Source organism: Halomonas sp. SCS19, from assembly GCF_040147015.1.
GTDB lineage: Bacteria > Pseudomonadota > Gammaproteobacteria > Pseudomonadales > Halomonadaceae > Halomonas > Halomonas litopenaei.
Genome location: NZ_JAMSHN010000001.1, coordinates 3,280,664 through 3,302,368, shown reverse-complemented (window position 1 = coordinate 3,302,368; position 21,705 = coordinate 3,280,664). Strand labels below are relative to the sequence as shown.

The 21,705-nt window shown below is 56.4% G+C and carries 21 protein-coding genes and 1 tRNA gene; 5 read left to right on the top strand and 17 right to left on the bottom strand.

The window, feature by feature from the left end; translation table 11 throughout:
- Positions 1 to 74 precede the first annotated feature (74 nt).
- Positions 75 to 1,037, bottom strand: a complete 963-nt coding sequence (locus NFH97_RS14355) for a LysR substrate-binding domain-containing protein (protein ID WP_253445323.1) — start codon at positions 1,035 to 1,037, stop codon at positions 75 to 77.
- 110 nt (positions 1,038 to 1,147) lie between these two features.
- On the opposite strand from NFH97_RS14355, the gene NFH97_RS14350 reads away from it, so the two are divergent.
- From NFH97_RS14350 to leuD, 4 genes are read left to right on the top strand one after another with little or no spacing between them, the layout of a single operon-like run.
- Positions 1,148 to 2,659, top strand: coding sequence for an SLC13 family permease (locus NFH97_RS14350; RefSeq protein ID WP_349625012.1), 1,512 nt, complete (start codon positions 1,148 to 1,150; stop codon positions 2,657 to 2,659).
- A gap of 47 nt (positions 2,660 to 2,706) precedes the next feature.
- Positions 2,707 to 3,618, top strand: a complete 912-nt coding sequence (locus tag NFH97_RS14345) for an alpha/beta fold hydrolase (protein ID WP_349625011.1) — start codon at positions 2,707 to 2,709, stop codon at positions 3,616 to 3,618.
- The gene (gene leuC / locus NFH97_RS14340; RefSeq protein WP_349625010.1) at positions 3,615 to 5,030 is read left to right on the top strand and encodes a 3-isopropylmalate dehydratase large subunit; all 1,416 of its coding nucleotides are present in this window, start codon (positions 3,615 to 3,617) and stop codon (positions 5,028 to 5,030) included. The genes NFH97_RS14345 and leuC overlap by 4 nt, the downstream gene beginning before the upstream one ends.
- Positions 5,027 to 5,662, top strand: coding sequence for a 3-isopropylmalate dehydratase small subunit (leuD, locus tag NFH97_RS14335; RefSeq protein WP_253445334.1), 636 nt, complete (start codon positions 5,027 to 5,029; stop codon positions 5,660 to 5,662). Before leuC ends, leuD begins: the two co-directional genes overlap by 4 nt.
- Positions 5,663 to 5,894: 232 nt before the next feature.
- On the opposite strand, the gene NFH97_RS21225 is transcribed toward leuD, so the two are convergent.
- The 16 genes from NFH97_RS21225 to NFH97_RS14270 all read right to left on the bottom strand — a co-directional run bounded on the left by NFH97_RS21225 (position 5,895) and on the right by NFH97_RS14270 (position 19,044).
- Positions 5,895 to 6,326: a plasmid fertility inhibition factor family protein gene (locus NFH97_RS21225; protein WP_502878715.1), complete on the bottom strand. Its 432-nt coding sequence runs from the start codon at positions 6,324 to 6,326 to the stop codon at positions 5,895 to 5,897.
- 226 nt (positions 6,327 to 6,552) lie between these two features.
- Complete coding sequence (locus NFH97_RS14330; protein WP_349625009.1) at positions 6,553 to 6,753, bottom strand: hypothetical protein; 201 nt, start codon at positions 6,751 to 6,753, stop codon at positions 6,553 to 6,555.
- Positions 6,754 to 6,821: 68 nt separating this feature from the next.
- Positions 6,822 to 7,088 carry a hypothetical protein gene (locus NFH97_RS14325; RefSeq protein WP_349625008.1) on the bottom strand — a complete coding sequence of 89 codons (267 nt, stop codon included), beginning with the start codon at positions 7,086 to 7,088 and terminating at the stop codon, positions 6,822 to 6,824.
- Between the two features lie 12 nt (positions 7,089 to 7,100).
- Positions 7,101 to 8,597 (bottom strand): P-type conjugative transfer protein TrbL, encoded by a 1,497-nt coding sequence (gene trbL / locus NFH97_RS14320; protein ID WP_349625007.1) that lies wholly within the window; start codon positions 8,595 to 8,597, stop codon positions 7,101 to 7,103.
- 13 nt (positions 8,598 to 8,610) lie between these two features.
- Positions 8,611 to 8,841, bottom strand: a complete 231-nt coding sequence (trbK, locus tag NFH97_RS14315; protein WP_224908139.1) for an entry exclusion lipoprotein TrbK — start codon at positions 8,839 to 8,841, stop codon at positions 8,611 to 8,613.
- A 10-nt stretch (positions 8,842 to 8,851) separates the two neighbouring features.
- On the bottom strand, positions 8,852 to 9,619 hold the full coding sequence (gene trbJ / locus NFH97_RS14310) for a P-type conjugative transfer protein TrbJ (RefSeq protein WP_349625006.1): 768 nt from the start codon (positions 9,617 to 9,619) through the stop codon (positions 8,852 to 8,854).
- Between the two features lie 286 nt (positions 9,620 to 9,905).
- A complete protein-coding gene (traI, locus tag NFH97_RS14305) occupies positions 9,906 to 11,687 on the bottom strand; it encodes a TraI/MobA(P) family conjugative relaxase (protein ID WP_349625005.1) in 1,782 nt (593 codons plus the stop codon).
- A 34-nt stretch (positions 11,688 to 11,721) separates the two neighbouring features.
- Entirely contained in the window at positions 11,722 to 12,093 is a 372-nt protein-coding gene (traJ, locus tag NFH97_RS14300) for a conjugal transfer transcriptional regulator TraJ (protein ID WP_349625004.1), read from the bottom strand.
- Between the two features lie 433 nt (positions 12,094 to 12,526).
- Positions 12,527 to 13,279: a replication protein P gene (locus tag NFH97_RS14295; RefSeq protein ID WP_502878714.1), complete on the bottom strand. Its 753-nt coding sequence runs from the start codon at positions 13,277 to 13,279 to the stop codon at positions 12,527 to 12,529.
- Positions 13,161 to 14,036: a DnaT-like ssDNA-binding domain-containing protein gene (locus tag NFH97_RS21220; RefSeq protein WP_502878713.1), complete on the bottom strand. Its 876-nt coding sequence runs from the start codon at positions 14,034 to 14,036 to the stop codon at positions 13,161 to 13,163. The genes NFH97_RS14295 and NFH97_RS21220 overlap by 119 nt, the downstream gene beginning before the upstream one ends.
- A gap of 58 nt (positions 14,037 to 14,094) precedes the next feature.
- Positions 14,095 to 14,307: a hypothetical protein gene (locus NFH97_RS14290; protein ID WP_016416860.1), complete on the bottom strand. Its 213-nt coding sequence runs from the start codon at positions 14,305 to 14,307 to the stop codon at positions 14,095 to 14,097.
- A gap of 775 nt (positions 14,308 to 15,082) precedes the next feature.
- Entirely contained in the window at positions 15,083 to 15,682 is a 600-nt protein-coding gene (locus tag NFH97_RS14285; RefSeq protein WP_349625002.1) for a DUF4145 domain-containing protein, read from the bottom strand.
- Between the two features lie 65 nt (positions 15,683 to 15,747).
- A complete protein-coding gene (locus NFH97_RS21215; RefSeq protein WP_502878695.1) occupies positions 15,748 to 16,224 on the bottom strand; it encodes a DUF2441 domain-containing protein in 477 nt (158 codons plus the stop codon).
- 152 nt (positions 16,225 to 16,376) lie between these two features.
- The gene (locus tag NFH97_RS14280; RefSeq protein ID WP_349625001.1) at positions 16,377 to 17,438 is read right to left on the bottom strand and encodes a site-specific integrase; all 1,062 of its coding nucleotides are present in this window, start codon (positions 17,436 to 17,438) and stop codon (positions 16,377 to 16,379) included.
- A 96-nt stretch (positions 17,439 to 17,534) separates the two neighbouring features.
- Positions 17,535 to 17,611 (bottom strand) — tRNA-Ile (locus NFH97_RS14275).
- Positions 17,612 to 18,003: 392 nt separating this feature from the next.
- On the bottom strand, positions 18,004 to 19,044 hold the full coding sequence (locus NFH97_RS14270; RefSeq protein ID WP_349625000.1) for a hypothetical protein: 1,041 nt from the start codon (positions 19,042 to 19,044) through the stop codon (positions 18,004 to 18,006).
- 381 nt (positions 19,045 to 19,425) lie between these two features.
- Here NFH97_RS14270 and NFH97_RS14265 point away from each other — a divergent pair, with 381 nt between their 5' ends.
- Complete coding sequence (locus tag NFH97_RS14265; protein WP_349624999.1) at positions 19,426 to 21,585, top strand: TonB-dependent receptor; 2,160 nt, start codon at positions 19,426 to 19,428, stop codon at positions 21,583 to 21,585.
- The last annotated feature ends 120 nt before the right edge of the window (positions 21,586 to 21,705 follow it).

Sequence of the window (21,705 nt, the reverse complement as noted above, 5' to 3'; positions counted from 1 at the left end):
GGGGCAACACTCCAAGGCCCTAAATACCGCAGGCTTTGACCTTATTGGTAGAATTCAGGACTCGCATCAAAAAGTCAGACCTCCAATTGCGAGAAGTGATGTTCCAAAAAATCCAGGCACACGCGAATTTTGGCCGAATTGGCAGCTCGAGTTGAATAAATTGCCCAAACATCTGCACTCTGACTGTAGTCGCTTAGTACTCGTACCAAGCTATTCTGCTTCAAAAGTGGTCCAACGTCCCACATGGAGCGTAGCAGGATGCCGCGGCCGTGCAATGCCCACTGCAGCACTATCTCGCCGTTATTTGAGGACAAGGGACCGCTGACACGAATACTCTGGGTGCGGTCGCCACACTCCAGGTCCCAGATACCGAAAGGGTTATTGCGTTCTTTGATGACGAGGCAATCGTGCTCAGTCAAATCATCCAGTGTAACCGGTGTCCCGCACCGCTCCAGATACCTGGGTGCTGCACAGAGCACGCGCTGATTCGAGATAAGATGGCGACTGATATGCTGGCCGGGCAAGTCGTCGCCCACTCGGATTTCCAGATCGAAGTCCTCTCCCACGATATCAACCACCCTATCAAACACCTCAAAGCGGATCTCCAATTCTGGAAACTGCTGCGCTAGTCCAGCGATGGCGGGTGCTACATGGTTGCGTCCAAACCCAAAACTGCTGCAGATACGCAGCAGACCGCGCGGGCTCTGGCGTGCATCGGACAGATCATCGAACAGGGTATGCATATCGTCCAGAATCTGCACCGCAGCACGCTCGGCCAGTTTCCCGTCATCTGTCAACGCACAACGCCGGCTGGTTCGGTGAAACAGGCTAGTATTCAATACCTTCTCAAGAAGCCTTATGCGCTTGCTGACATAGGCAGGTGACACACCCAGCTCATCGGCTGCAGCCGTAAAGCTCTGTTTCCGAATGACAATCAGAAATACACGAAGGTCTTCCGGAAGCGGCCATTGTTTACGAATCGTGTTCACAGACATCACACCAAGCAGGTTACCTTCACGTAACGTAAATAATAGCATTGCTAGTGACAGATCCTGAAGCGACTCCTCAATTGATACCCAAAACGAAAAAAGTCCTCGTCGCCGAAGCCGATACAAGGGCTGCCCATGAGAACCAAAAGAGATGCTCCATGACCAGAAATACAACTACAATATCATCGCCCTCAGCTCGTACATTAACAGCACATCCCAATGGGGATGACAATACATCTAGCCATCTTGCCGCCCGGATCGGCTTCTATCTCGGACCGATCCTGTTAATTGCGTGCTTGGTGATTCCCCCACCCACGGGCATGCCCGTCTCCGCTTGGTCGACCGTGGGCATAACGTTACTGATCGCCACTTGGTGGTCGACCGAGGCTATCCCGATACCCATCACTTCCTTACTGCCCATTCTGTTGATTCCAACATTGGGTATCGGCGAAATCAGCGATGCCACCGCCCCCTACGCCAACCCGATCATCTATCTTTTCCTAGGCGGCTTCATACTCGGCCTCGCAATGGAGCGCTGGAACCTGCACAGGCGCATCGCGCTCAACACGCTTATGCTGGTTGGTAGTTCCCCTTCGCAACAGATAGCCGGCTTTATGTTGTCCACGGCATTTCTCAGCATGTGGGTCAGCAACACAGCAACCACAATTATGATGTTGCCAATCGGCATGTCCGTGATCCACCTGTTTAATCGTGATGGCGACGACTCGGACAATGCTGAACGTACGCGCTTTGCTACTGCTCTGCTGCTGAGCATCGCTTATGCAGCAAGCATCGGCGGCGTTGCAACCCTGATCGGCACACCACCGAACGCGATGCTTGCGGGTTTTCTACAAGCGAATTACGACGTCTCTATCGGCTTCGGACAGTGGATGCTGTTGGGTATTCCGGTCGCGGCGACAATGCTTCTTTTCACGTGGTGGTGGTTGACTCGGCGCAGCTTTAAATTCCATAACGGGAACAGCCAGGAACTGATTCGTGCAGAAATAGAAACGTTAGGTCCCTGGTCTAAGGCTGAAAAACTGGTCTTGGTGGTCTTTGCACTCACAGCACTTGGCTGGATCTTCAGGACGTTCATCACAAGCTACCTACCCGGTATCAACGACACTAGTATTGCTCTGATAGGCGCATTATCTCTATTTCTGATTCCGGTCGATACCAAGCAGCGCATCTTCCTGATGTGCTGGCAAGACGCCGTCAAGCTTCCTTGGGGGGTGCTGCTGCTATTTGGCGGGGGCCTGTCGCTGGCCGCAGCTATTCAGTCAACCGGGCTGGCCGAGTGGATCGCAAATAGCATCGGATCGCTTGGCACCTTACCACTACTGGGAATGATCGCACTGGTAGCGCTGGTCATTATCTTCCTGACCGAGGTTACCTCCAACACTGCAACGGCAGCAGCCTTTCTGCCGCTTCTTGCGGCGGTCGCCGTATCCCAAGGTTTCTCTGTGGAAATGATTGCCATACCCGCTGCAATAGCCGCCAGCTGCGCCTTTATGTTACCGGTCGCGACACCGCCTAATGCGATCGTCTTCAGCACTGGGCACATGCGGATACAGTCCATGGTAGCCACCGGATTTGGGCTAAATATCGTCGGTATCATGCTGATAACTATGCTGAGCTACTTCATTGTAGGTGCAATCTGGGCTTCCTAAACATTGGCCCCCCCAACTTCATCACAACTTCACCAGGAGAAGTAACGATGTCTTCTAATCTTTGTCAGTTATTCCCCGGCTTCGAAATACAACATGTCGAGGTCGAGCCACAGATCTACATCAACGCTATCGTCGGCGGCAGAGGCCCAGCGCTACTATTATTACACGGCCATCCCCAGACACTTGCGATCTGGCACAAGGTAGCACCAACACTAGCCGAACATTTCACCGTGGTTGCGGCCGACCTTCGTGGTTACGGAGATTCATCGAAGCCAGCTGGCTTACCGGATCACTCGAACTACTCGAAACGGGTGATGGCACAAGATCAATTGACGTTAATGCGCTACTTGGGATTCGAAAGCTTCGACCTACTAGCACATGACCGCGGAGCTCGGGTGGCACACCGACTAGCTGTTGATCACCCGCAAGCAGTGTCACGACTGATCCTGCTCGATATCGCACCGACACTTTCCATGTATCAGCAGACCAGCGATACGTTCGCTCGGGCCTACTGGCACTGGTTCTTTCTGATTCAGCCCGCATCGCTACCCGAGCGTCTTATCGAAGCCGACCCCACAGCCTATATCATCGACGTGATGGGCCGGCGTAGTGCCGGTCTTGAGCCGTTCGATCCGCGAGCACTCGACGAATACCGGCGCTGCTTCGCGCTTGAGGGTACTGCTCACGGTGTCTGCGAGGATTATCGAGCCTCAGCAGGCATTGACATTGAACATGAACAGAATGATATCGATGCCGACCGACGGATCACAGCACCTTTGCTCGTGATGTGGGGCGAAAACGGCGTGATCCAGAAGTGCTTCAGACCACTTGAGGAGTGGCAGAAGCTGGCCGACAAGCTTGAAGGTGAGCCCCTTCCCTGCGGGCACTATATCGCCGAGGAAGCACCCGAGGCGCTACTCGCCAAGGTTCTACCCTTTCTGCTGGAGGTGGACGCATGAAACCGAAGACGCTGTATCGCAAAATAGTCGACTCACATACGGTTGCAGCATTGGACGAGCACAATCTTCTACTGTTCTGCGATCTACATCTCATGAACGAATACACCAGCCCGCAAGCCTTTGCGGGGCTGTACGAGCAGGACCGCGAAGTATCGATGCCGGGGCAGAACGTGGCCGTCGTGAGCCATATCATTCCCACGCATCCGACCCGGATTCGTGTTATCGAAGACACCGCATCGGCACTTCAGGCATCGAACCTGAAGAAAAACTGCGACCATTTCCATATTCCCCTGTTCGACACGAACGATGCCCTTCAAGGCATCGAACATGTGGTGGCTCCAGAGCACGGGATGATTCGTCCCGGCATGGTCGTAATCTGCGGAGACAGTCACACTACGACATATGGCGCGCTAGGAGCCTTGGGCTTCGGCATAGGAACCACTGAAGTGGAGCACGTACTGGCGACGCAAACGCTGGTCTACCGGCTCGCCAAGGACATGCGCATACGCATCGACGGAACCCTCCCCTCGGGTACGACGGCCAAGGATCTAGTACTCGCGGTAATCGGTCACATCGGAGCCCAGGGTGCTCGTGGCTACGTGGTCGAATACTACGGTACTGCCATTGATGCGTTATCGATCGAGGCACGTTTCACGCTGTGCAACATGACGCTCGAAGCCGGGGCCCGCGGCGCACTCGTGGCTCCCGATCAAAAGGCGATAGACTACGTGATGGCCCGCGCACCGGACATCACATCTGAGCATCATGACGCAGCGCTGGCGGCATGGCAGGACCTGCATTCCGACCCAGGATGTACATTCGATGCCGAGTACCAGTTCGATGCCAGTGACGTCTCCCCTCAGGTAACCTGGGGTACCAGCCCCGACCAAGTGGTCGCCATCGACGAGCGCATCCCTGAGCTAGATGAACTCCCTGAGGGACCGGCGCAGAGAAGCGCCGAAAGGGCGTTCCACTACACTAGGTTGCAGGCGGGAGCTGCCTTGGAAGGCACTCCTGTTCAGCACGTTTTTATCGGCTCCTGCACCAACGGTCGGATCGAGGACCTACGTGCCGCTGCCAGCATCGTGCACAAGCGCCACGTCGCTCCGGGCGTCCGTGCGATGGTGGTACCCGGTTCCGGGGCCGTGAAAGCTCAAGCGGAAGCCGAAGGCCTCGATCGGATCTTTACGCAGGCAGGCTTCGAGTGGCGCAATTCCGGCTGTTCGATGTGCCTGGCAATGAATGACGATGTTTTAACCGAAGGCACACGCTGCGCTTCGACGACGAATCGCAACTTCGAGGGACGCCAGGGACGAGGTGCCATCACCCATCTAATGAGCCCGGCAATGGCGGCTGCAGCCGCTGTGGCTGGATACCTTACCGACGTACGTCGACTGGAGATCCTGCAATGACTGAGCATACTCGCATCAAGGGACGCTCTGCGTCGCTTCGCATAGAGAATCTCGACACGGACCAGATCATGCCCAAGCAGTTCCTCCGTGGCATTGACAAGTCAGGTCTGAAGGAGGGTTTGCTTTACGACCTTCGTTTCGACGCTCAGGGACAGGCACGTTCTGATTTTGTGCTCAACCAACCTTCATATGTCGGCGCATCAATTCTGATCGGTGGCTCCAACTTCGGCTGTGGATCAAGCCGCGAGCACGCGGTCTGGGGCCTCCAGCAGTTCGGCATTCGAGCCGTGATCGCTTCAAGTTTTGCCGAAATTTTCTACTCCAATGCAATGAACAACCGGTTGTTGCTGGTGACCTTGCCGCCAGAGAAAATCGCCCAGTTGATGGACGATGCCGATGCCCCCTCCAGGAATACGGTCGAGATCGACATCAAGGAGCAAAGCCTTACGAGCTATAGCGTTCAGGCTAATTTTGAACTGATGCCGCGTCACCTCAAAATGTTTCTTGAAGGTCTGGACAGTATCGGGCTTTCGTTGACCTATCAAAACGATATCTCAAAGTTCGCTGACCAACATTGGACTCACCAGCCCTGGTTGCGTGACGTGGCGGCAATCACTCATCGTCGTCTCTGAATCTTTAGAGTAAGAACTGGGCAATATAGTGAATCTGGCTGCCTGTTTTTTGAACAAACCGTGTCTCTGGTCTTCCCCAAGGAACGGGCGCCAATTAATTCTCACCTAGAAAAATATCACAGCACCGGAGCTATACCTCAGCACATCATAGAAACAGGCTGTAAAAGTGGTCCAACACTAAAGCACCAACGAGGTCCTGCATACACTTTTGCAAGCTAGGCTGCATACAGCTCTATACGTATTGTGGGTTGGTCTTCGAAAAGAGCTCCGCCAAGGCAGTTGGACCTGGGCCGAGGCCGGCTGTCTGGTGAAGGAGATGTGCGCTATCCCCACCGTAGACTTTCACGGGAAAAGCGGGGCAGTGATTTGCTAGAAGCCAGTAGGTGCGTGTTACACCGTTTGTGAAGCCCAAGCACAGCCGCCCACCAGCGTCGACATGGGCTCCCGACTCGGCCAAGGGTACAGGGTTGTTTACGCCATGAGAAAAGCCATCCACTGCCCATTTGTACTTGTAGTCAGCAGACATCTGAGATCGGCAAATGCAATCTGAGCCCCGGCGCCTTGGTATCCTTAGACTAGCCTTGAACCATGCGTGATAGAAGCGCTCAGCGTCCAGATGCACGACAAAGAACTCGTGGTTGACTGCCCCTGATCTAACCGACATAAAGCGTGGCTCGTGATTCGGTATCGAAACCCGCCATACTGCCTCAAATGGATCGATCTTCACCAGCTCCGGTAGCTCTGGTCTTCCATGGGACTGAGCTGCCTTACGGAGTTGGCGCAATTCCAAGTGGCGGGACAGAACGTCATGAATCCTGCGTCTAAGCATGGTCAGAAAGCCGGGGTCGCGATAGTTACCATCAATTCTTACCCAACCACCTTGAATTTGACTACCCGCCCTCTCTCCGCCGCTTCAACTCAGCCCGCGCCCAAGCAGAGGCTTCTTTCATGTCCCGCCGCAGTTCATCCAGTTCTTCGGAAGTCAGCCATCGAACCGCTGGCTCCCTGCTTTCTAGGTGCGCCTCGCCTACCTGCTCGACGGTCTTGTCTTCCAGCTTTTTACGCCGTTGCCAGCGTGTCTGCTCATCCATGTCCTCCTCCTGGCTGAAAGGCGGCCATTGGCCGCCTGAGCTATCGCTGGTCAATGGCTCCCATAATGTCAGAAGCCCGTATCAGAAAATCCCGCCGCCTCTGAAAACGGGGTTTTTCCGGTTCCAGTTCCTACATCGTTGCTAGTATGCGTGCTGCGTGGTGCCTCCTCGCGGCCCGAGTGGGCCGGACGGTTCACAAAGGCGGCAATCTCTGACTCAGCGTTCCTCTCCCCCTCGGCCGCTAGCTCGACAGCCTGTAAAAAAGCGGCTTCAGTGTGGGCTTCATGCGCTTCGTCGAGCATATCCAGGGCTACCATAAAATGGCGTTGTTTCATCGTGGGGTCTCCTTAGGTGTCCTGCTGGCCACGGTTCACAAAGCGAGCGATCTCGTCGCTACGGTCCTGCTGGTGTGCACTGCCGCCCAGGCTGTCGCTGTCGAATGAGGGAGCAGAATCATCCGCTTCCACAACCTCACTATCCCCTTCCGGCTCCATGCTCGCGCGGATGGAGGACGCCATGCGGCCCCCAGCGGTTTGATCAACCTTGCCCTGGAACTTCCCAGCCATCCTCGATCCAACCCCTTTAGCTAGCTCGCCAGCCGTTCCCGCTCCCAAGGATGCTGCTCGCTTGAATCCGCTACCGCCACCAGATTGGGAGCCAGAACCAGCGAAACCAGCCGCCTGCGCAAATGGGGTGTCACCGGTGCCAGCTTCATCTCCGGTGGAGCTGCTGCCACTCCCACCACCGCTGCTGTCACCTCCAGTGCCAAAGCTCGGCATGTCCGCTCCTGACCCTGACATATTGGACTGGGCCTTCTCGAAGGCAGCCTTGATGGCTGACCCGCCACCTACTGCATTCGCCGCCCCGCCTAACATCGCTCCGCCGGCCATCTTGCCCGCCGTGAGCGCCATACCTGCCGCTGTCATGGCTGCTCCTACCGCAGCACCGGCACCGAATGACCCAATACCCATCGCTCCCACGCTGCCACCCGACACAAGGCCGGAAATCATCGGTGGAATCTTGTTAACCAGAAATAGCAGGATCACCGAAACGACCAGCATCACGACCAACTCCTGGGACGCCATGTTCTCGCTCATCTGCGAGTAGTAGTGAGTAATAAACTCCCTACCGATGGCGACCAAGAGCACCATTGCCATCAACTGAGCCGCTATGCCGAGAATGGCCTTGTAATAGTTGATCGCCATGTCTGATGTCCAACGGGAGCCGCCAAACCCCAGGAAAAACACTCCCGCATAAAGCAGTATCCAACTGGCGGCTAGCAGCAGGAGCAGGTTGACGGAGATAATCGCCAACACCAGCAATACGGCCAAGGCCATACCTTCCATCACCAACGCAGTGGCAAACTGTTTCCAGCTCAACTCTGACGTAGCCTTCACCGTCTGGTCGTACAGCTCAAAACCGATATCAAGGATGCTGGACGGCCCCAAGTTGCTGTTGGAAAGGCCACCGGCTTGTGCTCCAAGGGTCTGCAATGACTGCACAATGGTTCCCGCGATGTTCATGCCCTGAGTCGCGTTGGTCAGCAACCACCAGAAAAATCCTGTAAAGATGGTGAAACGAACAAGCTCGGCAAAGAACTCACCAATGTCGGCCTTGCGCAGCGCCATCATGCCGAACGTCCAGACCATCGAGATCACTACCAGGGTCCAGAACAATCGACTGGCGGCCGCTTCTATGGCAGGCCCCCACGTTGATGCCGCGGAATGAAAGCGGTCCAACACATCATCCATGATGTTGCTGCTGGATAGCTCCTGAGCCATTGCGGTATCGGACAGCATGACGACAGCCATCACGCCCAAACCACCAAAAACGAATCGTTTCATGCGATGCCCTCCCTCAATATCTGTCGGGGGAGCTGGGTTCGAACTCCCATTCCCTCATGCGTTGGGCCTTCTCGAACGACCGACAGGCTTCGGTAAAGGCTTTTCGGCTCGATTCGCGGCTCAGCTCGCTGATGGTCTGCTGAAACGCAACTGGCGCGCACGTGATCGCACTCGCCTCTGGTACCGTTTCCTGCTCACAACCTACCAAGGCAACAGCTGCCACAAGTGGGATGATCTTCTTCATCGCGGCCTCCTTAATAGCGATCTGCTGCGCTAGGTTGGTAATTCCAGGTACGCATCTGCCGTTCCCGCGCTTCCCCTCTGGCGTTAGCGTCCAGTTCGGCGGCGAGACGGGCGGCTTCAGCGTTCTGCTGAGCAATCAGCAAGCTGCGAATTTGCAGGAGTTGGTTAGCCTGGTTACTGGCGAGCTGGTTTGCGTAACCAATGGCGGCAAGCTGGCCATCCGCGCCCTGGGCGGCGGATTGCAAAAGCTCAAGCTGTCGAGCATCAGACGCCAGGTTATCCTGTTGCTGATCCAGCCCTCGGAAGAGCGCATCGTTGGCCGCTTTTTGCGATTCAGACGCCAGGCGACGGTTTTCATCCATCGCTGCACGTTCGGCATCCGTGCAACCGCCGCCATTGAAGCAGGGGGAACTCCGGTAATACGCTACGTCCTGGAACTTGCCCAGGTAGGCATCGAGGCTGCCGAGCTGGCTCTGGTAATGCTGAAGCGTATTGGTGGCTTGGATAAGATCATTAATCGTGGATTGTGCCCTGTCCCAGATATAGGCCGCTGGAGCCATGGTGTTTTGCAACTGGTTTTCATACTGCTGCAACTGCGTTTGATACTGCTCGATCTGCTTGAGAGTCTGAGAGACGGACTCCATCGCCGTCATAACGTTTTGCTGCAGGTTGGTACCGTCGACGACAGGGATGCCCGCTTGGGCAGGCATGGAAGCGTTTAACGCCAGGGACATGACCGCGACAGGAATTTTAGCCGCTAAAATTCTTTCTCTTCTCATGATTGAGTGCTCTTAGCTTCATCGTGACTAAGTTGCACTCACCAACCTGTAGCGGCTCGCTCATGAAGATTGCGAGCCACTACCCCTGCCGGACAACCCAGCGGTGAAGTGTGGACCTCTACAGGGATAGCTCGTCACTTACTATCCCGGCGTCCGACCTGCGCGACACCGTCAGAACGCGCGGCCAATGGTTGTTGAACATCGGTGTCATTGTCCTGGGGAACGGTTAGGCTTCCCAAGGGTTAATCGCATCTACTGTTTGTTGCCGCCTTCCAAAGGGAAAGCACTATAGTGAACGTCCCTTCTGTTGTCTTTTTGCCCTTTTGGCGTCCATCTCTGCCCGTAACTTGGCTTTGCGGCGCTCTTGCTCGCTCGGCCCCTGTAGGGGCGGTGCCGGAGTCTTGCCCGCTTGTCCCTCAAGGTGAAGCACATCGGCCTGGGATAGCGATTGCAGCCGGTTCCGGCGCACCGGGGGTGGCGGCTGACCGATGAGCGGCACTCCCGCCCGTTTGCTTCGGGTCTTGGCCGGGGCGGTGTTCTCGCCGTTCGCCAGGGCTTGGCGGCGACGTTCCAGCCCGGCGTCCGCAAACCGGATAGGCAACTGTCCATCCACTGCCGCCAGGATCACCCGCGCTTTGAACTCGGGCGAACCGTTCACGGTGATGCGCTCGCCGTAGCGTTCCATCGCCATCCTTAGCGCGTTCTGGATGCCTGACTGGTCGGACTCCCTGGACACCTGTAGCCGGTCGCCATCGTCGCGCACGGCGCTGGCTCCGGCCCGGTAAATGATGGTGCCCTTCTTGGTGATGTTGTCGATCACCGGCGCATGGCCGGGCTTTGCCTGTCCCTCACCCTTCAAGGTGTTGCCCTTGAGGCCCTGGGTGGCCTCTCTGGCTCGCAACGCGGCCAGGGCCCCGGTATCGCCCTGCAGGGCTTCCCGTTTGAGCCAGTCGGCCCAGGAGCGGCGTCCGTGGGCCTCATGGATCGCCTGGCGTTCCTCCCGGTACTGCTTCTGGATCGCGTCAATGTCGGCTTTCAGGGCGCTGCTAGCCTGCGCATACAGCACCTTTTTGGTCAGCCTGCCGCTGGTGAGCTTGATGGCCGCCCGCCGGGCCTTGCCTTTCTTCTTGGCGTTCTCAATCCGGCGGTCTTTCTGCCGCCGGGCTTTGTCCAGGGCCGCCGTCTTGTTGGCTGCGGCGCTCTGCTGTTCTGATTTGAAGCGGGCGTAAAGCTCAGTAGTGTTCACGCGCAGCCGTACCGGGTCTTTGCGGTACTGGCGGCGGGGTTTGGCCTGTTGTGCCTGGTCAGGCTCGAACGGGCCGAAACGGGCCTCCAGCTTCGGTTTGGAGAATTCCCGCCCCAAGGTGCTCGCCTTGACCGCCGCGTCATCACCGGCAACGACAACCAGCCCATTCCCCCGCGCCCGGAGTTCCAGGCCATTGTCACGCATGACCTGGTGCAGTTCAGCCCAGGACTGCGCGGTTCTGATGTCGTCCAGGCACTCGCGCTTGATCCAACCGATCAGGCTTTCAATACCGGCATGACGTTCCATGTCGGTGGCTCGCGACTCGGCGCCGCGTCGGCGCGGAATGTGGTTGTCCTGCTGCAACCCATAGTCCCGTTCCATGACCTCGCACAGCTCGGCCAGGGTCTGGTGTGGGTAGTAGGGTTCGTGGATGGTGTTGCGCGTCGGGTGGATCTTGTTGACGGCGATATGGATGTGCAGGTTGTCGGTATCGTTGTGAACGGCACTAATGCGCTGATGCTCTCCAAAGCCCAGCCCCTTGCAAATACGGTCCTCGATGGCCACCAGGGTATCGGCCTCAACCTGTTCCCCGGCCCGGAAGCTGACAATCAAGTGATAGGTCTTGTCGCTCTTCGCTCGGGTATTGGCAAACTGGGTCGCTAGTACCTCGCTGACGGCATCCTGGACCGAATACGCCACACAGTTGGTCAGCCGTACCGCGCCAAGACGGTGCTCCTTGCTCTGCTCGTCGGTGATGTAGTTCACCAGACCAGCAAAGTCTGACTTGCCCAGGGAGCGCATGGGGACGTGTTTGGCGATCATCAGTGCCAGCCCCACATTTTAGCGGCTAAAAAAATCACGACCTGGCCCTTGGCTGCACCACGGATTTCAAAACCTGACTCATTTCCTCCTGAGTGGCTTCGATCCTTCCGAGAAGGCTAAGGATGGTAGCTGCCCCGAAGTGAGCCGTTCTCACGTCATCCGTCAGCCAGAGCTTGAGCAAACCTCCTAAACGACCCAAGTCTCCATTTACACGAACCATCTCGCGGACATATTCATAGTCCATAACACCACTGACCTGGTAGCCCTGACCTACTTCGCGCAGATAACAGGCAACGCTTAGCCCGGCCTGTCTGGCGTTGGATTCAATCAGTTCTCTCTCTTCCGGAAGGCAGTACACCTTGAGCGGAGTGCTGTTCTTCCGTGTAACTCTTTGCTTCTCACTCATGCCATCTCCTATCTCAGATTCCATGCCTCGAAGATCAGGATGTCCGTTGAGCACCGCAGGTGCGAATAAGGACCAGTGAAGAGGAACACCGCGCTTGCGAGGTGGGACTACATCACACATCCTGCCCACACTTCAGCGTTGATTCTTGTAGGTACGCCATGTGCAAAGCATCGCTATTTCTCTGCATTTCGTTGCACGAATCTTTTTTTCCTGTGCATCCATGACAAACAGCCCCGAACTCTGATGAAGTCGATACTTGCGGTGATAATGCAGCACTCCAGAAGCGGTAAAACAGCGATCTAACAGCGATTTCCCCATAGCGGCGCCCTTGCGCTCTCCACATTCAAATACACAGCTTTCCACGCGGTTTCCGCACTGCCCCTCAAATGTCAATGAATCAGAAGCGCTGCCCCTCAAGTGTCAATGAAAGCGCTCAAGTCTTGCCGACCGCGTTGCGTAGTGCTGTAAGCCCATGCGCGGAGCTCATTCGATGCGGAAGACCCGCTGCCTTGACCGCTCGGTTCGCAACCTCGTGCCCAGCTCGCTCTGCAAGGTCGGCGGGGCTACGATTGTTGTCACTCTCCAGCAGCGCATAGGCCACCAGTTGTTCGCCATTCATCAACCGATTGACCAAGGCTCCATACTCCTGGGTGAAGTGACGTTCGAGACGTGACCAAGCCGACAGCGCCGTGCTATGCGTCAGATCCCACCAACCGACGGCGCTACCCGCCATCCTCACGGCTTCATGGCTCCAGTGCCATTGGGTCGGTTCATGAGCATGGGCGCATACCTCACGCCACGCCTCCTCCAGACCAGGCATACCAAAGTCCTCTGGGCGCGGCTCACAGAGAACCGCGAATGCAGCAGGTTGCGGTGGCCAGGATTCGTTACCCGTCCGCGTTGCTTCCTGCACCGCCTCACGACAGCGTTTGATACCCAGTTCGAGGTGTAGACGTGTCAGGAAAGCCAGCTCAGCCATCCAAACGCCTGATTCATCGAAGGCCCCCCACTGGCTCGTGAACTTCCAGCCGAACAACACACCCAGGGCATCAAACAACTGATCCACGTCAGCTTCTCCGATCAGCGGGCCAGTCTTGGTCGATGATTCCCCCACTCTGTTGAGCTTTGGCGCGTGCGCGTGCTTCTGCGGCGGTAACACGGCGCGATGGGGTGCGTTGGCGGCGATGTCCATTGGCGGGTCCTCCGGTAGTGGACTGAGCTGCGAGCACATCTTTGCGCAGCCAGTCGGCAAGCTTGGTATGCCAGGCAGTCGTACTGGCCGTGCGGCCAGTATCAGCATGGTGGGCCGTGAACTTGGCGAGCTGATATCGCTCGGGAGCCAGATCAGCTGAGAGACCAGCTCGTAAACAGGCCATCGACAGCTCAGTAGGGTCCGGTGTCCATTCGAGGGTCATGGGAAAGCGATCAGAACGTATTGGGATGGCTGACGAAGGTTCCTGAAAAGGAACTGCGTCGCTGTTCTGATCCGCTCGACCAAGCATCGAATCTCTCGCCAGAGAGTGAGAGAGGTTCATTGATGGTTCATTGGTGGTTAGGGGGACACCAGATGTCCAGGGGCCCTGGTCACCAGGTGTCCGGGGGCCCCAGACACCATGTCCCTGGGGGGTGGACTCGGTGTCCAGGGGGGTGTAAGGCCTCTCCGCGACTCGATTTGCTAGTCTCAGTTGATACAGGTTGCTGGTCTGCCCCGCCGCATTCCGACGCGGCTGAATGCTGAGTAACTGATGTTCCTCGAACTCACGCAACCAACGGCGGACGCTCTTGGTGCTGGACTCACAGCGGCGTGCCAGAGTGGAGATGGCTGGCCAACACACTCCTTCTTCGTTGGCGTTGTCGCCCAACGCTACCAACAGCAGGCGACGCCCAGCCTTGTTGTCACGCTCGCTCAGGTAGCTCAGTTGGACATCCCATGCCCAGTTCATGGCGACAATACTCACGCCTTACCCCTTCGTATCCGCTTCACTTTGCCGCTCTAACCGCTCAGGCTTCATCAATCAGCCCTGCAACGTCGGTTGCACGGAAATAGACACGCCTTCCAACCTTCCTCTTGGCGGCATTCCATTTCACAGCAAACTCTGACTGGCTCTGCAAAGATATTCGGAGACCATCGGGACTACGCTTCAATAATTCCGATAAATCGGTAAGGGAGAGCAATGGCCCATAACGTTCAAGCAACTGTTCTTCGGTTGTCATAATCACCTCAAGATAGCGCATAGCGAGATTACGCTTTTAATATCTACGCCAACTTGCGGTTATTTTCAAGCAATTGATTTAAAAGAAAAAGTATAGCTATACCTGCCTTGAAAAAGTTTACCTATACTTTCTCAAAAGCACTCACATTAATTCAATAAGCACGACGTCTTCATATGAAAATTAAGCAGAAACCTAGGTACTCAAGCCCCTCAAGTGGGCGGTGTCAATAACCACCCTGGATAAATCGCCTCACGCACAGGGCTTGGTCAATGCGCTCCATTTCATTGACACTTGAGGGGCTATCTTTATCACCACAACCCTTCAACAACCTGAAAATATAGAAATGTAATTCATCATGCGGAGTGCTAGACGGGAGAAAGGGGTGTTGAGCAGATTTACCACTGGAGGCAAACTAACACAGAATAAAGTTTTAGCCGCTAAAAAATTTCTTGGGGAAAGCAATCAAATTGTAAGACGTAGTATGTTGTATAATACTACAACATACTACACGCTACACATCGCCGGGAAAACAACCAAGCATAGCTGAAAACTCATAATACCTTTTCACACCTATTGATTAACAGCAGTGTCGGAAAGACCAGTAAAAATCAACCAAAAATTAATTTTTTCAACTAAGTATCTCACCGACTTCCAGCAGCCTGGACATATTTATATACCCCCTAAAGCCACACAGATTTTATTATCATCATTAAACTCTTTGGTAGCCAACAACTTTAATACAAAAAATACTCCCGAATATTACCAATTAGAAAAATCACGTTTTATTTTTATATATACGAAGCATTTCATTAAAACGAGAAATTCTTGCGGGAGACACGTATACATAGTCTACAATCGCTTTAAAAAAATCATCTATTGCCATTGCTTGCAAAGGATGAACATCAATAGTATCTGCATGCGCACCCAAATTCCCTATTAGTCTTAACACATCTCCGGCTTCAGATAATTTTTCAGGAATCTCTCCTTTTTCACTTAGAAATTTTAACTTACCCGCCAAGCTCCCTTTCACTGCATCGCGATCTTGACAAAGAGCTTCAAGAGCCCTTCTGATTTGCACAGCGAAAGAGTTAGGTGATATATACTTAACCCTAACCGCTTCATTATATATTACTGAAACACTTTCAGGTACAGAATCATCTAAGCCGATATCTGGGAAGACAAGAGTTGGTTCAAAATCAAAAAGGTGGTGATAAACAAGAATTTCTCCACATGTTGTACATTTATAAACATGATATGTTCCTTCACATTCGGCTTCTTCCCCATCGTCCACCCCCCATGCTACAGATTTGTAAAACTGCTCATTGAGCTTTTCTTGTTTTGCTCGATTACAACAGTGAGGACAAAACTGGATCATCGTTTACTCCATAAAGGTCAATACAAAGAGAAGCTTGAAGTCATCCGTCTCACGCAAATATCAAACTAACCCTCGATCCTAGTTCCGACGGTGACGGGCAACTCAAGGACAACCTCTGTCAACCCTAAAAACTCCGTAGGCCCCTGGCGCCCACTCCAATACTCGTGAGCCAAATAGGAACAAATAAGATTAGTTTGGTTATTATCCAATAGCCGCATATTGCCTTTAAAAATAGGACCATCTTTATAAACCTCCCATATTGGAGAGCTCTCATCTCCATAGGAGGCTTTGAATTGCCGAGCCTCTTCTATCGAGCAACAGGCAAAGACACTTTGAAACCGCGACGGACGGCCAGAAAAATGAGCTTTCCGAATATTCTCAAACAGCAGTTCAATTATTGGACTGGCAACATCGCCTCTACTTTTATTGCTTAAGAGGTATCGTTCGCCATGAAAAGACAATCCAGAGGGATAAAGACTGTCCACGTGTGCTTTCAAGAACTCTGGTTCTACATCAACATGTCGAACTAGCTCTAGCACCATCCCTTCCTTGAACGTTCTTCCTCTGTCTACAGAAAAAAATCTTTTCAAACCTCCCCCCTAGAAACTCAACAGGAAACAAATAGCCTAATAGCTTGTTTTTCCAAAAACGCTCAATCCTCTACTGAAATTAAGTCAAGCACGTACTAACAATATTAAATTTCACTCAACCTATCCAGCTTCACAACCAAATCCTCCGCCCTAAGATGCGTATACCGCCTCAACATTTGCATCGACTTGTGCCCACTGATCGCGGCGACCTCCTGGTCGGATAGCCCCGCCTCTACCAGCCGGCTGACGGCCTCATGGCGTAGGTCATGAAAGCGAAAGTCATCGAGCCTGGCCTGCTTCTTCGCCTGGTTCCAAAGCTTGGTGTAGGCGTAGGGGCCGCGCTTGCCATCCTTTCCAGGCTCGCCAAAGAACACCAGGTTGCACTCGAGCGGGCGCACCGGATTGTTCAGCGCCCGCTTGAACACCTCGGTGGCAGCCTGGGTCAGCGGTACCAGGCGGGCCTCGTTGTTCTTGGTGTCCGTGAGACGCACCACGCGGCGTTTCACGTCGACCTGTGAGCGAGTGAGGGTCAGGATCTCCGACGAACGCATGCCCGTCTCTAGGGCGATTCTGGCGATCCAGGCCAGCATGGGGTTGCTGTGCTGCCGTAGCACGGCGAACAGGCGCTTCTCCTCGTCGGCGCTCAGGCGCCGGTCGCGCCCTTCTCCAGGGCTGGGCTTGCGTATGTTCTGGACGGGGTTGTAGGTCAGGCCCAGACCCCATTCCTGGATGGCCACGGTGTAGAGATGGCCTAGCAAGGCGAGCTCCAGCCGCACGGTATTGGCGCTAATAGGCTGGCCACGATGGCCAATGCTATTCAGGCGGGTGTCACGGAAGTTGGCAATCAGCTCCGGCGTCAGGGCCGCGAGGGAGTACTTTCCCAGGTGCTCGATCAGCGTGCTGGCCTTGTGGCGCTCGCTCTTTTGGGTGCTGGGCTTCTTGGTGGGTGTGACGTCGGCCAGGTAGCGCTTGAGCGCGGCTTCGAGCGTCATGCGCTCCGAAGCGCTGCGCTGGATATAGACACCACGCACCATTTCGTCTTCGGTGCGGCGTGCCCAGTCCTGGGCATCTCGTTTGGTGCGGAAGGTCTTGGCGGTAGTGGGCCAGCCGGTCTTGCGAATGACGGCTTTCCAGCTACCAGAGGGGGTCTTGACGATGGTGGCCATGAAAATCTCCAGGGACTGAAGAATCGGTACTGTACCGAAACTGTACCCTTGGACTATGGGACTCACCAGAGAGAATTCGTAAGATGCTGATTTTATTGGTGGGCCCAGCTGGACTCGAACCAGCGACCAAGGGATTATGAGTCCCCTGCTCTAACCAACTGAGCTATAGGCCCTTATCAGCGCGGGCGTATGATAGCGAAAGCTGCGGCCGTAGGCTAGCGGGTTTCGGGTGGACGCTTGCCACTGGTCAGTATGGCGGCTTTCGAGGCGCTTCGGCTGTGCTCTTCCTGGCACTTTCTCGCCTTATAGCCCTTCTCGAATCATCGTTCTAGCGCCTCAAAGTCCGGTTTTGGCGGCTGGGTGTACCGCCGGCGTACCCGCAGCGCCCCGCTCCACCCCATGCGCCCCTTTCCCTTCACACGCCCCCTCTTTCCGCGCTCCTTCTCACGCGCTCGCCCTCTATGGCTTGGTATTACTCTCCGGGGCTCTCTATCAGGCTCCTCCGCCACGTTCTGCCCTGCCTCGGTTCGAAGTGGCAATGCGCCATACCTGAACCGCTTGGTGCCTACTGCACCAACCCAAGGATGGTGTAGGGGGCTTCGCAGCAGCGGCGTTCGTCGCGTTCGCTGACGCTGTGCAGGTCGTAGTTGCGGTCGTTGTCGTAGGCGACGAACAGCCGCTCGCGGTCGAGCACGGCGAGGCCTTCGGCCTTGTGTTCGAACTCGAGCACCTTGTCGTTCTCGTCGCGTACCAGGGTGGGTGCCCTGCCCTGGCGGAAGTCGTGCAGCGACATCACCCACAGATAGCCGCCGATGAGCTCGTCGTCGCCCTCTTCCGTCTCGAAGCTGGTCAGCAGGTAGAGCTGGCCGTGGTAGGGATCGTACTCGAGGCTGGACAGGCCGCAGATGTGCTCCACACCGTCGTACTCGCCGGGGTCGAAGCTGAAGACGTCGTGCAGGGCGTCGACGAACTCCAGGTTGTCGTCGTCGTTGATGATGTAGTGAGCACCGATGACCCGGCGCACGTAGTCGAAGTCATCGTGGGCCTTGCCCTGCTCGCGGATGCCGAACAGCAAAAGGCCATCGCCACGCTCGCCGGGGATCGCGGCCAGGCCCTCGATCTTGTAATAGGGCTCGCCTACGGCGGCATCCATCTTGCGCCGGAATTCGAGCGACCCTTCCACACCGTCACGGGGGTCGGGGTCCACCACCTGGACCCGGTCAGGCTCGTGAAGTGGCCAGATCAGCAGGTGGTTGTAGGCGTTGAGATCGTGGGTCTCGTCATCGATGCGATCGAAGCCGGTGGTGGCGATCATGTGGCGCCCATCGGTGGTCAGGGCGAAGTCTTCATACTTCACCGCTTCCTTGATGGTCTGCTGGGTCAGGTAGTCGATGCGGCTGTCGTCGGGCCCCTCGGCGGTCAACGGCAGGCTGAAGGCGGCAGAACGCTCGTGGCCGGGGATCGGCTTGTCACTGGCCATCAACAGTCGCTCGCCGTCGTAGGCCACCGCGGAAATCTCGGCGTTGACCAGCTCGCCCTGGTCGTCACGCAGGCCGGGAGGAAAGCAGTGGATCGTGCCCTGCTTGAGGATTTTTACTCGTGCCATCAGGCCTCCTGATCGTCGCGTGGTAGATGCATCCAGCCTACGCCTTGTGCCTCTGGTCGGCGAGGGGGTGAGCTTGACTTGCACAAACCTTATATTTGAATACGAACGCTTCGCATTTTCTTAACAATTCGCTATATTGCTTGCCGCTGCCGAAACTGCACATCTGCCCCACGGGCAACACGCAGCTCCCTCGGCAGGTGGCGCGAGACGGGCCGCCAGAAGCCCGGTCCGCACTGTCCCATCGGCTCGTCTCGACAAGCCGGTCAACATCAGCCAAGCGATCATTCCATGCCATCCCAGATTCCGACTCAGCTCCACACACGCCCGCGGCCCGTTACTACTGCGCCAGTCACCGGCGTTACGTCATATGGCGGCTCTCCCTTGTCAGCGTCACTTTCCCTCGGTGCAGGCCTTTTGCTGCTGGCCGCTGCTCCGTCGCTTAGCTGGGCGCAGGCGGTTGGCGCCGATCAGCCAGGCACCGACGCCAGGGCGGCCACCGACGAGGCAGCTGTCCAATCCCAGGAGACCATGGTGGTGGTCGGCTCGCGCACGCCGAAGTCGATCAGCGAGATTCCCGGTGCGGTGTGGGTGGTGGACCAGCAGCAGCTGGAGACTCAGATCGCGACGGGAGCCGACCTCAAGACCGCGCTGGGTCGGTTGGTACCGGGGCTGGATCTGGCCCCCCAGGGACGCACCAACTATGGCCAGAACATGCGTGGCCGCAGCGTGCAGGTGCTGATCGACGGCGTCTCTTTGAACAGTTCCCGGGGTCTGTCGCGCCAGTTCGACGCCATCGACCCGTTCAACATCGAGCGCGTCGAGGTGCTGTCCGGCGCCAGCAGTCTTTATGGCGGTGGCGCCACCGGTGGCATCATCAATATCGTGACGAAGAAAGGTGACGGCCCCGGTCGCCACTTTTCCACCGCGACGAGCGTCACCAGCGGCTTCAATGACAGTGACGACGCCGACTTCCGCCTGGCCCAGTCGATCAGTGGCGGCAGCGAGCGTGTCCAGGGACGTCTGGCGGTGGCCTATCAGGACAATGGACGCTTCTATGACGGGCGTGGCGACGAGATCTTCCCGGACATCGCCCAGACCGACCTGCAGGACAATCGCTCCATCGACATCATGGGCAGCGTCGATCTGGCACTCAGCGCCGAGCAGACGCTGACGCTTGGCGCTCAGCTATACCGCTCGGCCTATGAGGGTGACCGTGGGCTCTACTTCCCCAACCTGGCGCTAGGCAATCTGGAAGGCGCCGAGATCCGCGACGGCTATTCGTCGGATCGCGATCCCGAGACGGATCGTCGCATGGTCAACCTGCAGTACCACCACGCCGACCTGCTGGGTCAGGACTTCTACCTGCAGGCGTTCTATCGGGAAGAAGAGGCCAGCTTCAATGCCTTCCCCTACGCCACCACTCAGGGCGTCGAATTCCGCGCCTCCAAGCAGGACACCGATCTGGGCGGTATCAAGGCGCTGTTCGATGCCGAGCTGGGCGAGCGCGTCTCGCTGACCTATGGCCTCGACATGGACCGTGAGTCCTTCGACGCCGACCAGATGTACTTCGACATCGCCACCTCGAATGCCAGTGGCGGTCTCACCCAGGAAGAGCGCGAGATCGGCCCGCGCTATCCAAGCTACGAGGTCGACGGCTACGCCGGCTTCGCCCAGGGCGACTGGCGGGTCACCGACGGTCTGACCCTGTCCGCCGGGGTGCGCCAGCAGCATATGGACGTCGAGGTCGATGACTTCAACGGCGTACCGGGTGGCGAGAATGACTATGATGCCACCCTGGTCAACGCAAGCGCCCTCTACGATTACGGCAACGGCCACCAGAACTGGATCCAGTTCAGCCAGGGCTTTGAGCTGCCGGACCCGGCCAAGTACTACGGCAAGAGCGCCGATGTCAGCGTCGACGACAACCCGCTGGACGCCATCAAGACAGACCAGGTGGAACTCGGCTGGCGCTTCAATAACGCCGACTGGAGCACCCAGGCGGCGATCTACTACGCCTGGTCCGACAAGGCGGTGGAAAATGCCGAAGACCTGTCGGTCAGCGTGGTCGAGGAAAACAAGCGCGACTACGGCCTCGAGGCGGCGGTGACCCGCTTCCTGGACGGCGGCTTCGAGGTCGGCGGCACCCTGCATCTGGTGCGCTCGGAGCAGGAAGACGAGAACGGCAGCTGGGAAAAGCGTGACGCCCGCTATGCGTCGCTGTCCTCCGCCACCGCCTTCGTCGGTTGGCAGGACATGGCGGCAGGACGCAGCGCCCGCCTGCAGGCCAACCATGCCCATAACCTGGAAGATGACGATGACCGCCAGATCGACGGCTACACCACGGTGGACCTGGCGCTGGCACAGGATATCGATATCGGCCGTCTGACGCTGGGTATCGACAACCTGCTCGACGAGGAATATTCCACCGTCTGGGGACAGCGAGCGGCGATGTTCTACTCGCCCTACTACGGTCCGGAGTACCTGTACGACTATCAGGGTCGGGGACGGACCTTCACCCTTGGCTGGACCATGGACTTCTAATATTCGTCCACGGAATTCCCATCCCCACCAAGCGCCGGGCCATTTCAGGTCCGGCGCTTATGGTTTCAGGCTGGTGGCGTCGCTCACCTGGCGCGACGACTTCGGGTAGCACTCCTCCCA